The sequence below is a fragment of the Desulfovibrio psychrotolerans genome (assembly GCF_013340305.1).
GTDB classification, from domain to species: Bacteria; Desulfobacterota; Desulfovibrionia; order Desulfovibrionales; family Desulfovibrionaceae; genus Halodesulfovibrio; species Halodesulfovibrio psychrotolerans.
On the sequence record NZ_BLVP01000001.1, the window covers coordinates 435,907 to 448,747 of the forward strand.

General features: G+C 56.9%; 7 protein-coding genes and 2 pseudogenes. 6 read left to right on the plus strand and 3 right to left on the minus strand.

All coding sequences use genetic code 11. The features are described 5' to 3' along the window. Nucleotides 1-48: 48 nt before the first annotated feature. On the minus strand, nucleotides 49-2,661 hold the full coding sequence (locus HUV26_RS01940) for a tetratricopeptide repeat protein (RefSeq protein WP_174408396.1): 2,613 nt from the start codon (nucleotides 2,659-2,661) through the stop codon (nucleotides 49-51). Nucleotides 2,662-2,693: 32 nt separating this feature from the next. On the opposite strand from HUV26_RS01940, the gene HUV26_RS01945 reads away from it, so the two are divergent. The 5 genes and pseudogenes from HUV26_RS01945 to HUV26_RS17055 form a co-directional block, all read left to right on the plus strand. After that, nucleotides 2,694-3,056 (plus strand): molybdenum cofactor biosynthesis protein MoaE, encoded by a 363-nt coding sequence (locus HUV26_RS01945; RefSeq protein WP_174408397.1) that lies wholly within the window; start codon nucleotides 2,694-2,696, stop codon nucleotides 3,054-3,056. A 323-nt stretch (nucleotides 3,057-3,379) separates the two neighbouring features. Beyond that, nucleotides 3,380-3,937 (plus strand): thermonuclease family protein, encoded by a 558-nt coding sequence (locus tag HUV26_RS01950; RefSeq protein WP_243451218.1) that lies wholly within the window; start codon nucleotides 3,380-3,382, stop codon nucleotides 3,935-3,937. Further along, nucleotides 3,915-5,777 carry a peptide ABC transporter substrate-binding protein gene (locus tag HUV26_RS01955; RefSeq protein WP_174408399.1) on the plus strand — a complete coding sequence of 621 codons (1,863 nt, stop codon included), beginning with the start codon at nucleotides 3,915-3,917 and terminating at the stop codon, nucleotides 5,775-5,777. The genes HUV26_RS01950 and HUV26_RS01955 overlap by 23 nt, the downstream gene beginning before the upstream one ends. A 282-nt stretch (nucleotides 5,778-6,059) precedes the next feature. Next, nucleotides 6,060-7,523 (plus strand): annotated as a pseudogene (locus HUV26_RS17050) (Cache 3/Cache 2 fusion domain-containing protein); the annotation flags it as partial. A 303-nt stretch (nucleotides 7,524-7,826) separates the two neighbouring features. Continuing rightward, nucleotides 7,827-8,435 (plus strand): annotated as a pseudogene (locus tag HUV26_RS17055) (methyl-accepting chemotaxis protein); the annotation flags it as partial. Nucleotides 8,436-8,639: 204 nt separating this feature from the next. On the opposite strand, the gene HUV26_RS01965 reads toward HUV26_RS17055, so the two are convergent. Beyond that, nucleotides 8,640-9,998: a sodium-dependent transporter gene (locus HUV26_RS01965; RefSeq protein WP_205245102.1), complete on the minus strand. Its 1,359-nt coding sequence runs from the start codon at nucleotides 9,996-9,998 to the stop codon at nucleotides 8,640-8,642. Nucleotides 9,999-10,494: 496 nt separating this feature from the next. Then, on the minus strand, nucleotides 10,495-11,619 hold the full coding sequence (locus HUV26_RS01970; RefSeq protein ID WP_174408401.1) for an adenine nucleotide alpha hydrolase family protein: 1,125 nt from the start codon (nucleotides 11,617-11,619) through the stop codon (nucleotides 10,495-10,497). Nucleotides 11,620-11,787: 168 nt separating this feature from the next. Here HUV26_RS01970 and recA point away from each other — a divergent pair, with 168 nt between their 5' ends. Continuing rightward, nucleotides 11,788-12,834, plus strand: a complete 1,047-nt coding sequence (recA, locus tag HUV26_RS01975; protein WP_174408402.1) for a recombinase RecA — start codon at nucleotides 11,788-11,790, stop codon at nucleotides 12,832-12,834. Nucleotides 12,835-12,841: the final 7 nt, after the last annotated feature.

Genomic DNA, 12,841 nt, shown 5'->3' on the forward strand with positions numbered 1-12,841 from the left:
AGATATGCCAGCCGCCTGCCGGAAAAGCGACTCCCCACAGGGTTTCGGCTATCCCAATCCCCGCGCCTTGCGGAAGAGCTTCTCGCGCACCTTTTCAAAAACCACTGCGGTACGCAGCGCGGCAACTCCCAGTGCCAGAACGGAAAGAATAAGGATAAGCCCCTTCTGTATCTGCCATTTCTGCTTCACCACCAGATCTGTGGCCCAGTCTGCCATGATAGTCTGGCCGTAATAGATAGTGAGGGGCAGCCCGATAAGCGTAAGCAGCATGAAGGCCAGTTCCAGCCAGAAGAACGTTTTTCCCATGATAAGCATGAACAGTGTGGCATCGCGGACGACTCTCAGAAAACGCAGGCGCGTTTCCAGCAGTTTAAGCCGCTCCTCCTCCACTTCGGCCATTTTCTGTGCACGCTTGAATGTTTCCGCCACCTGAAAATGCGTTTTAAGCGCCCAGTTCAGATTGGCCGCACACATGTTGTATTGCTTATTGAACTCGATGAGAATACCGGGAAAAGGAAACCACGCAGCCTCATCCCGAATGTATGCCAACCTGTCGAGATAATATTTGAACTTCTGCTTCAGGTCGCGCGCTTCCTGATTGATGCGCATCTGCATGTCACGGTCCAGTCGCTCCCGCCCCTGCAAAAGCCCCATAAAGGGAACAAAGTTCTTCACCTGAGCCAGTTGCAGCAGCCGTGAAATGCGGGCCAAAGCCTGCTCGGCAAAAGGATGTTCCTCCGGGAACCATGTGGCGATATCCAGCCGGAGCTTTTCCAGCCCGTCACGCATCTGCCCTGCTTTAGCCTCGGTTTCTGTCCACGGCACATTCAGGGCGGAAAGAATCTGTATATGCCCGCGCTCCATCTCCGGGTCCAGCAGCACACGGTTGAACATGTGCGGGTCCTTATCTATAAGCCCCAGCAAAAACCCCATAGCCTGATCGGCAAATCCCATTTTCACCTGACAAACGGCCTGACGATACAGCGCCTCAAGCCATTGCGGGCACAGGCGCAGCACCTGCTTGTACATATTGCTCGCTTGCTGAAACCGGCCCTGAATCTCCAGATTACGACCCTGCAAAAACACGTGGTACGCCTGCAGCAGCGGCGAGGTGGAAAACGATTCGCCCTCTTTCCACAACTGCTGCGCGCGGATGAGGTCTCCCCGCTCCATGGCGATGAACCCGTTAATGGTACGGGAACGGAAATCACGCGGAAACCGTATGACCACCTGCTGCAGTTCCTTTTCAGCCGGGATAAGTTCCCCGGCGAGCATGGTATTCAGCGTGCCCCATATGGGGTTATCGTCTTTGGGAGCCAGTTCATCCACGCCTTTGGGGTACTCTTTTCCCCGCGCCAGCCACATGCGGCGCATCATGCGCAACTGAAACGTATCCGTTACGGAAAACACGGCCCGCAACAGGACGTTATCCAGCCCCTCTCGTCCGAGAACGGTCTTCACCCCTTCATGCACATCACCCTGCAGGGCGGCATCTATGGTTCTGAAACCTGTATTAATGGTTTCAAAATCCATTGCCGCTACTTTATTCCAGATGGAGGTATCCAGATCTTCAAAATGCCGGGTGGGGCAGGCGGCCGGTTCATGCGTTCGCAACCCGCAATAGAAGCAGTAGTTATGCGCACCCGCCACAAGCCGGTTGGAAATGTCTACAGGTAAAATGCCTATCGTGTCCGAATCGCTGAGGGTCAGGTTTATATTGCACCAGTCGTCCACGCTGCTCGAATCTGCATTGAACCGCGTATCATGAACCTCGAATCCTTCGCCCAGAAGATAGGCGTTGCGGTAGCTCATGTGCGGAAAATCCGGCACAAGCTGGTCCCAGTCCAGCCGCACCTTTTTGTGCAGCTCGTTGTTAAAATTCAACCCCTTGCGGTCTACAAGCGCCTGAACACAGGGCCAGTAGCGCTCCGGTGCCTCTTCTTTGAGAGAACCTATGAGATGCAGGTATTCTTTGCACCACAGCCGCAGCGTTCTAAGGTTATCCACCTGAAAGAAAACATAGTTCTCAAACAGCATGAACTTGATCTTAAGACGCTGAAAGGCCTGCTCCACCTCTTTGAAGAACTCTCTCCACCCTGCCTGAAACCCTTTTTCCAGAGGATTTCCCAGCGGTTTGAGCACACCATACCAGCCAAGAGAAGACTGATAGGGCAGACGCGAATCCGCATGCAGCAACGACCATTCGGCAGAGGCAAGGCCGGTGTAGGGTTTGTGTTCCTCAAAGGTGAGGCCGGGCAGCCCCTTGCCATCCTCTCTGGCACGCGGGTGCACCCACACCTCAAACTCATCCGGGACTATGGCTGTTTGCGCCGCCAGCACCGTATCAACGGAAAGATTTATCTCCCGCTTGCTGCTGAACAGGAGCTTTGCGGAGAAAACCTGCGCGAAAACAGGCAACCGGTTGAACTTTCCCCATATTTCAAGACGCGCAAGCGCAAGAAATACATCTGTGGAGAAGAAAAACCACAAAGCCTGCCCGCGTTCCGTGGCAAGATGCAACCCACCGTAATCCTGAAATGTTTGGATTATGGACGGGTTCAGATCACCACTCCAGTTGACCCACAACCCGTAGCCGGAAGCCACCATCCGGGCTTCCTTGAATTGCGGCAGTTTGCTAAGCAGTGAGGAAAGTCTGGACATTCGTTATTCCCATTTAAGACCACGGAGGCTCTATGGATGTTACCAAGGCCCTTGCCGAACTGAAGCAGGAGCCGGGCTTTGCCGATCACGTTGGCATGATGCTCGTGCATAATGGCGTTGTGCGGGCATGGTCACGCAAGGACAAAAGCAATGTTGTCGCGGTCCGGGTTCGTCCCGATCATGCCAGAATACAGGCCATATGCAAGGAGATGGAACAGCGCGAAGGTATTTTCCGCATCGTGGCCAAAGCCAATGAAGGCGAGCTCCGCCCCGGCGATGACCTGCTCTTCCTCATCGTTGCAGGCGACATCCGTGAAAACGTGAAGGCCGTCTTCTCGGAACTTCTGGACCGCGTAAAGGCTGAAGCCATTACCAAGGAAGAAGTCCCGGGTTAAATCGCACACGGCACCTTGCCGTTCCTGAGGATTTTTCGCCTACCAGAGCGCATCCTCTGCGGCCTGCCGTGCCTTATTCTCCAAGTGCCCTTTTAAACACATCGGGCGCTCACCAGGCGTTCGCCAAGCGTACATCAGGCGTTCGCCAGGCGCATTAAGCGCAACGGGCGCTTCCTCCCCGGGGGGAAGCGCCATTTTCCTGTCTCGTACAATGTACGAAAGATATTTGCAATTTTCATTCCTCTCTCACCATGTGCCCAGAGCCCCCGCAGATACTTTTCCCCGGCTTGACACTGTGCCTCACGGCATATAGCAAATACTATATGTGCAACATGGTTTTCCGCTCCCTCCTTCGTCTGCTCCTGAGCTGCTCCCTTCTGGCAGGCACCTCCTTGCAGATTGCCTTCGGGGCAGAAGCATCCTACGGAGACGCCTTAGCCCATGTGGTCCGCGTGGTGGACGGTGACACCCTCGTTGTTGACATTCCAGCCTTTCCGGACGTTGTAGGCAGGCACATCAGCATCCGCCTTGCGGGGTGCGATACCCCGGAACTGCGCGACAAGAGCCCGGAGAAGAGAGAAAAGGCCCGCGAGGCAAAGGCCTTTGTCCATGACCTGCTCGCCGGGCGCACGGTTATACTGCGGGATATACGAAGGGGAAAATACTTCCGCCTTGTGGCCCGCGTGGAATTGCCGAGCCACGCCTCTCCATTCCTTGCGGACACGCGCGCAGGCCCTTCAGACTCCGAGATCCCCGCCGAGTATTATCTCCTTTCTCCGCAGCCGCGCTCAGCAGAGACAGACACCCACGGGGCGGATATTTCATCCCTGCTAATCCTTCATGGCTATGCAAAACCGTATGATGGAGGCAAACGCGAATAGCGTTGCCACAGTAAGCCCTTTTCAGGAAATGCAAATCCCGTCCTTCCGCTTCGCCATTCCGCTGCTTGCACTGTTTCTGCTGCCGATGTACTATCCGCGCAGAAACTACACCATGAAGAAGCACTATCGCCACTTCTCATACTGCACGAGAAACATGCACTCCATTCACGGCACAAAGCAAGCCCCAGCGTCCATCAGCCATGCTTTTCCGGTACGTGCCCTCTTCACTCCCCTGCTGCTGGCCATACTGTACACCCTGCTGCTGGTGGCAACCGCCCATGCCCGACCGCTTGACAAGGCAACTGCTCCCGCTGCCCCGCAGGATGCCCTGCGCATTCTCATAAGAACCATTCCGGAACAGTTCGACCCCGCCCGCGCACATACGCATGCGGCAAGCACCATCCTTGCCGACCTGTTTGAAGGCCTTATCACCGTTGGTCCTGACGGAGAGCTTCTGCCGGGCGCAGCGGAGAAATGGACCGTTTCGCCCAATGGACGTACATACACTTTCCGGCTGCGCAGCAATATGCGCTGGTCAGACGGAACATCGCTCACCTCCCGCGATTTTCTCTACTCCTTCACGCGACTTTTTGCCCTTGGGGAAAACGCCCCGAGAGGCTACGACTTTCACGGCATAGAAGGGGCTGAATTGCCCCGCAAGACAGGAGATGCCACCAATCTGGGCATTGCCGCGCCGGACGACCGCACGCTCATCATCAGGCTGCGTGAACCAAACCCATTTTTCCTGCGCATGCTCACCCACACGGGTGCCGTTCCCGTTCCCCGGCACGCCATAGAGCGCCACGGCGACCTATGGAGCACACCGGAAAACCTGATTGTTAACGGTCCGTTTGCCATTTCTTCCCGAGAAAATGACAACCTGCTTTCCCTGCATAGGAACCCGCACTTTCACTCGGTCTCGCAGGTTGCTCCCAACAAAGTGTGCTATCTGGTAACGGAAGACGATGACAACCCCTGCCGTATGGCGCAGGCGGGGCATGTAGATATTGTGCAGCATCTGCCTGCCCATCAGGTGCAGTATGCCAAGCGGCACATGCCCGGATGGTTGCGCGCCAACCCGCAACTGAACACCTACTGGCTTTCGCTGAACCATAAAGACCCCCGCCTTGCCTCGCTCAAGGTGCGCCGCGCACTCTATCTTTCCATTCACCGCGAAAAAATTACGGAAGGACTGGATAACGGCGCTGTTCCCGCCTACGGACTCATACCCCGCATGAAGGGATACGCGCCCCTCGCCGCCCCCACCTCGGCGTATGAGGTCCGCCTTGCAGAAGCTGCCCTGCTCATGCGCGAGGCCGGGTACTCCGATGCGCGCCCGCTGCGGCTCACCATTCAGACCACGCAGGAAGCCTCAAGCAACCTCATAACGGCCGCCATTATCCGTAACTGGCGCAAAATTCACGTCTTCGCCGACATAGAATACAAGACATTCCCGGAATTGATGTCCAGCCTTCGGGCAGGAGACTACACCGTATCACGCCGTGCGTGGACAACGGGGCTGCCCTCCCCCATATATTTCCTGAATGTTTTCCACAGTGCTTCCGCCACGAATTTCAGCCGCTGGGCCAACCCCCAGTTTGACAGCCTTATGGCGTCCGCCGAGTCTGCGCGAACCCCGGAAGGTAAAACGGCCATGTATCAAGCTGCGGAAGCCCTTCTCGTGGAACAGGCTGCGCTCATCCCCCTTTTCCACGGCGCAAGCCTGTCCCTCGTTTCTCCCTTTGTCACCGGCTGGCAGGATAATCCCTATGGCGCTCGCCTCTCCCGCTGGCTTTCCAAAACTCTCCCCTCAAAACCAGCCGCTTCCGCCAAAGAATGAAACATCTGGCCCGGATAGTGCATTAATTTCCGGGCAGGACAAAAGTACGACGCTATACGGCTTTCTGTCCCGTATCTGCAGGCAGCCCGTTTTTAAGCAGTCACCGCCTGTAAAAACGCTTGCAACATACCGTAAGCAGTGAATAAACTACCCAAAACCCCTTCTCACCGCAAAAGGAATGGGATAGTCTTTTCAGCATAGTCACCTGAAAACAGGGAGGGAAGCGTGCACCTGAACTTCAATAAAAAACTGCTTCTGGGCATTGTAGGAACAGTCATATTCATGCTGCTGGTTTCCGGCCTGTATTCGTACACTATTTCCAAAAAGAATCTGAACACGCTCGGGCGGGCCTTTATCTCGTCCATGCTGGACGGGCTGCAGGACACCATAGACCTGCAAAACAAGATCACGCAGGAAAAGCTTAATGCCGATCTCGTAGTCATGGAGCGGGAGATGGCAAAACTGGGCAACGTGTTTCTTGCCACGGACAAATCCTTCCAAACGTCCATTGTTAACCAGATGACCGGAGAGCGGGAAGAAGTTTCCATTCCGCCCCTGCAACTGGGCAACCGCTTCTCCAGCACCACGCTCAACGGAAACTTTGATACCGTGGACGAGGTGCAGAAACTGCTCGGCGGTACAGCTACCATATTCCAAGTTCTGCCGGACAAGCTGCTGCGAGTTTCCACCAATGTGCTTACCCTTGCCGGAGAACGCGCAGTGGGGACCTACATTCCTTCCAGCAGCCCCGTATACAAGACCGTCATGAGCGGCGAAACCTACCGGGGCAAAGCCTTTGTGGTCAGCGACTGGTACGTCACCGCCTATAAGCCCCTGCGGGATGACGATGGCAACATTGTGGCTGTCATCTACGTGGGGCGGCAGATGATGACTCCTGAACTGCGCCACGTGGTGGAAAAACTCAGCTACGAAGGATACGGAGAAACCGTCATCACACTGAGTGACGGCAAATATGCGTACACAGCAGGGCAGATTGCCAAAGACGCCCTGTTCACTGACACGACCCACGGCAAGGCTCTGCTGGAATCGCCGGACGGATTTGTGGAATTTGATAAAGATGGCGCTTCCCACCTAGCATACAAGCTGCATTATGCACCGTGGGACTGGCACATTACCTTTTCCCTGCCTGAAGAACGCCTGTACCTTGGTGCAGACGGACAGCTGCTCACCGCCTCTGCCGTAATCATTGCGGGAGGCGCCGCCTTTGCGCTTGTCCTGTTCAGCTTCCTCATCCGCTTCCTTCTGCGCCCGCTGAACGACCTTTCCGCCGTCACCCGGCGAATTGCACAGGGCGACCTCAACGCACGCAGCACCTACACAGCGGATGACGCAATAGGCCAAACGGTTACCTCCGTGAACTCCATGGTGGGCGAACTGAAAAACAAGCTCGGATTCGCGCAGGGCGTGCTGAACGGCATTCCTTCTCCCTGCGGCATCGTGGGCCCGGACTTCACCATGACATGGGTAAACCGGCAACTCTGCGACTTCCTGGAAAAATCGCGCGCGCCGGAAGAATATGTGGGCACACCATCCGGGCAGTTCTATTTTAACGATGCCTCGCGTGAAACCCTGTCCGACAGGGCTGTGCGCGAACAGAAACCGCTCAGTGCGGAAATGGAGATCATCACCCCGTCGGGAAAACGACATTTCATCGATGTAAACACCACGCCGTTCCACGACCCGGACGGCGTCCTCCTCGGCTCCATAACCTTCTGGCACGACCTTACCGCCACCAAGCAGAACGAACAGCGCATCATTGCGCAGAATGCCCGTATCTCCAGAGCGGCGGCAGAAGCGAACAATATTGCCGATCAGGTTTCGGAAGCCTCTGCCCAGCTGGCGGAGCAGGTGTCCGAAGCCAGCCAGACATCCGGCCTGCAAAATGACCGTATAGGCGAATCTGCAACAGCCATTGAAGAAATGAACGCCACCACGCTGGAAGTGGCCCAGAACGCATCGGAAGCCGCAGAAAAAGCAGAAGAAGCCCAGAAAATTGCACAGGAAGGCGCGCGGGTGGTGCAGGATGTCATCAAGTCCACGGACGAGGTGCACTCCCATGCCAAACAGATGGAAACCACCCTCACGGAGCTGGGCAAGCAGGCAGAGGGCATAGGCCAGATAATCGGCGTCATTAACGACATAGCGGACCAGACAAACCTGCTCGCGCTGAACGCCGCCATAGAAGCCGCACGCGCAGGCGAAGCAGGACGCGGTTTCGCCGTGGTGGCGGACGAGGTGCGCAAACTTGCGGAAAAGACCATGACCGCCACCAAAGAAGTGGAAAGCGTGGTCAAGGCCATTCAGGGCAGTACGTCTACCACACTCAGGCACATGCAGGGCGTGGCAAAACTTGTGGGGCAAAGCGCGGAACAGACGCACAGGGCGGGCGATTCCCTTGCCAGCATCGTGGAAACGGTACTCGGCACCTCTGACAGAGTACGCTCCATTGCCACGGCTGCAGAACAACAGTCTGCCACATCGGAAGAAATAACCCGCGCCACGGATGAGATTAACACCCTGAGCCGGGAAACCGCGCAGGCCATGGAGCAGGCTGCGGACGCCGTGAACGAACTGGCTGGCCTCGCCCAGCAGCTCAAAGCTCTTATCCATGAACTGGCTGCCGATTCCAACGAATAATCCCCCAAGGCAACGACACAAAAAAGGCTCCCGCAAGGGAGCCTTTTCCATTATCCATCTTATATTTCAAGGCAATCCTGAAAACCATTCAGACTCGCCGTGCCATACCCGTTCAAAGCCGGAGCCAGCCAGTAACGGAAAGACCTCGTTCAGCAGGGCTGCAGAAAAAGACTCCCCTTCAAGGCACCTGTCCCGGCACAGCTATCAGAATACCTTCAGCCCCTTGAGCAGTACCAGCACCACCAGCAAAGGGGTAACGTAGCGCACCAACGCATACCACACGCGGATGACCGCCGCGTTAGCAAGAGTGCCGCCGTTGGAAAGTGCGGCGTGCGAACGGGCCCCGCCCCACACCCACCCCGCGTACAGGCAGATGCAGATGCCGCCCAGCGGAAGGATGATGTTGGAACTCAAAAAGTCATACAGATCAAAAAAGTTTTTCCCGAACACGCTCACATCCGCCAATGTGCTGAACGAGAGCGTGGCGGGTACACCAAAGGCTGCAAGACCAAGAGCAGTGGCTATGACCGCGGCCTTACGGCTCATCATGCCGCTTCCCGCAAACAGGGCCACAGGCACTTCAAACAGCGAAAGCATGGCCCCTATGGTGGCAATGCCCGTGAGCAGGAAAAACACCGTCATGAACACCTGCCCCAGAGGCAGCGAACTGAACACGGCAGGCATGGTCATAAACAAAAGCCCGGGACCGGCGGTAGGCTCCAGCCCGTAGTTGAACACGGCGGGGAAGATGGCAATGCCCGCCAGCAGCGAAACCACAAGGTCGGCAAGCATTACCCGCGCCGTGGTCAGCGGAATATCCGCATCGCTGCGGAAATAGCTGCCGTAGGTCATCATGGTGCCCATGCCGATGGAAAGCTTGAAAAAGGCAAGCCCCATAGCGTTAAGCACCACGTCCACCGTCACCTTGGAAAAGTCCGGCGCAAAGAGAAACGCAAGCCCCTGCGCCGCACCGGGCAGCATGAGGGAACGCACGCACACCGCCAGCAGCATGAGAAACAGCAACGGCATGAGCACCTTGGTGGTTTTTTCTATGCCCTTGGAAACTCCGCCCAGAAGAATGCCGCCCACAAGTGCCAGCACTCCCCACTGCCAAAACAGCGCGTGCCAGGGATGGGAAACCATGGCGGAGAATGCCGCCTCGCCCACCTTAGGGTCCGTGGAATTCAACTGTCCTGTGGCTGCGCGCACGATAAATGAAAATACCCAACCCACAACATCCGTATAAAACGCCATAATCAGGAACGCAGCCAGCACGCCCGCTGCGCCCACCAGAAACCACGGCGTACCCGGCGCAAGGTTCTTCCAAGTTCCCACTGCGTTGGCCCGGGCTTCGCGTCCGAGCATGATCTCCCCGATCATCACGGGCAGCCCTACGGCCAGAGTTGCCAGCAGATAGATTATCAGAAACGCGGCTCCGCCGCCGTCACCCGTCATGTAGGGAAATTTCCAGATATTGCCCAGCCCCACGGCAGAGCCCAGGGTGGCGGTAAGAACCCCCAGCCGCGTGGCGAAACCGTCGGTATGCCTGTTGGTCAGTGCCATGATTTTCCTCTTTCCGGTTGTGTACGAAAAACCCCATCCCGCTCACAAAGCCTCTTCCGTTGCCCACACAACGGCGCAGCATACCGACAACGCATACCTCCGCAGGAGCATGCGCAAAGCCTTCCGGCAGGTGCAATGATAACAGCTCCACCTCCCGGCGACAGTCGTGCCGAGCCCATGTAGTCTGTTCCGTCCTTATTTTCAAGAAAAATGCGTTCCTCACCAATCAGGAGCCGCTGAATTGCTCAAAGAATCAAACACGGCAAGATGATGGCGCAGAAAACCCCTTCCACCCAAAGGCGAAAGGGGTTTGTACCCGGTAGAACCGTGGACGGAGTCACATGCAAAATCTCTTTTGCCAGTATAAGGCAGCCGCCGCCGGAAGCAACTCAATCTCCCTTAATGACGACGGCAAGTTGCCCCGTAATAAACGTATTGATTCTGCCTCCGTATCAACGTCTCACGCATTCACCAGGTTCAAACAATATATAGTGCCTCATCCGCGTTTGTCACGCGCCTCGGCCCGAATTTCCTCACGCGCCTCAACCCACAGAGGCTCGGCCCAGCCTGCTCCCGTCGTCCGGGCAGGCATGACGGAGACCACTGCCTCTCCGGGCACGGGGGCATGTTCGTCTCCTTCCGCAAGCAGGCGCAGATCGCCCGCACGGCACACACGCACATCCACCGGACTGCCGCTACGGACCGCTTTGGGCGAAAACGAAGCAGCAAAGGCAGCAGCGTCCGCCATCGTTACCTCGTCCCACGGGCTGCCGGAAAACTGCCTTCCCACAGCTACGGGGCCGGGGAATGTCCGCACCCGAAACACAAGGTCATCATCACCGCACACCTTGAGCAACCCAGTGTTGTCCATGCGGTTTCTTCCCACGGCCATCCACCGCCCCCCGGACCAGAACTGCCGCCCTATGTTGGAAAGCTTGAATTCACGCGCGCAGGGTTGCGGCGAATGCATAAGCACCTGCCAGTAGCGGCTCGCGTTTTCCTTTTCCGCCAGCTTGCACCCGCCGCCGGGAGTGGGAATTTCTGCAAACCCATAGCGCCGTGCCAGTTCCAATTGCTCTGAACGCCCCCGTCCCCGTATGTCCAGCAGCCGTTCACGGTCCACCAATCCTTCCAGTTCCATACGGGTAGGCTCAAGATGCTTGGCGCACAGCGGACGTAGCAGCAGGTCGCGCACATCCGCGTCACGGCGGATGACGTTCAGGGTATCCTGCCGCTGCGACATGGGCCGCTGCCCGAGCACCTCGCCGGAAATGATGAACCGTGCGCCGTAGCGCTCCATCATCTCACGCGCTTTGCCCATCATGAGTATCTTGCAGTCCACGCAGGGATTCAGCACCTTGCCGAAGCCGTACACAGGGCGTTCCACAAGCATGCGGACAAAATCGGCGGAAATATCCACCGATTCTATATCAATGCCGTACAGGCCCTCCCAGTGCCGCCGCTTGTGCGGCTTGCCGAAGAAGGGAGTGACAAAGTGCAGGCATTTGACGCGCAGCCCCTGTTCCTGAATCAGTTTAACGGCGAGAATCGAATCCAGACCGCCGGAGAGCAGAGCCACGGCATCATAGCCGGGAAATGCAGATGAAGTGTCCGTTTGCATGGCAGGCAGATACGGCGCAACGCAGGGAAAAGCAAGCACTGACCGCAAAGACGCCCGCAGCGGCCATCACACGGCATTGCACCGTATGAAACATTGCCCCCCGTGGCGGGTTCTGCTATTGGTTTTGGGCTTTGAACGAACCACTATCCGCTCCGGAGACCATCACCCATGGCAAAAAAACCTGCTCAGAGTACCGAAGACCTGCGTCGCGACGCCCTGAAGACTGCCCTCAGCTCCATTGAACGCAAATACGGGCAGGGCTCGGTCATGCGTCTGGACGACAACGCCCATGTCAGCATCCCCGTCATTCCTTCCGGCTCCATCGGGCTGGACCTCGCCCTTGGCGTAGGGGGCATTCCGCGCGGCCGCGTGACGGAAATTTTTGGTCCTGAATCCTCCGGCAAAACCACCCTTGCTCTGCACATGATTGCAGAATGCCAAAAGAGAGGCGGCACCGCCGCCTTCATAGACGCCGAACACGCGCTGGACCCTTCCTACGCGAAACGCCTTGGCGTAAATACGGAAGAACTGCTCATATCCCAGCCGGATTACGGCGAACAGGCTCTGGATGTGGCAGACATGCTGGTCCGCTCCGGCGCGGTGGACATAATCGTCATAGACTCCGTGGCAGCCCTCATCCCGCAGGCGGAACTGGAAGGCAACATGGGCGAAATGCAGGTGGGCGGACAGGCACGGCTCATGTCCCACGCCATGCGCAAGCTCACCGGCACCATCCACAAGTCCAAGGCGAGCGTCATCTTCATCAACCAGATACGCATGAAGATAGGCACCATGGGCTACGGCAACCCGGAAACCACCACCGGCGGCAACGCGCTCAAATTCTACTGCTCCATCCGCATAGACGTACGCCGCATCCAGTCGCTCAAGGACAAGGAAGAGGTTTACGGCAACCGCGTGCGCGCCAAGATAGTCAAAAACAAGGTTGCACCGCCCTTCCGCGAAGCAAACTTCGACATTCTGTACGGTCAGGGTATCTCACGCCTGGGCGAAGTCATTGACCTTGGCGTAGAAAACAACATCATAGACAAGAGCGGCGCGTGGTATTCCTTCGGGTCCGAGCGCCTTGGGCAGGGCAAAGAAAACGTGCGCCTGCTCCTGATGGAAAACGAGGCCCTTGCCAAACAGATTGAAGACAAGCTACTCATCCATTTCGGCGTCAAGCCCTCCGAAGCCTCCGAGGCGGAAACGGAATAGCGCAGCT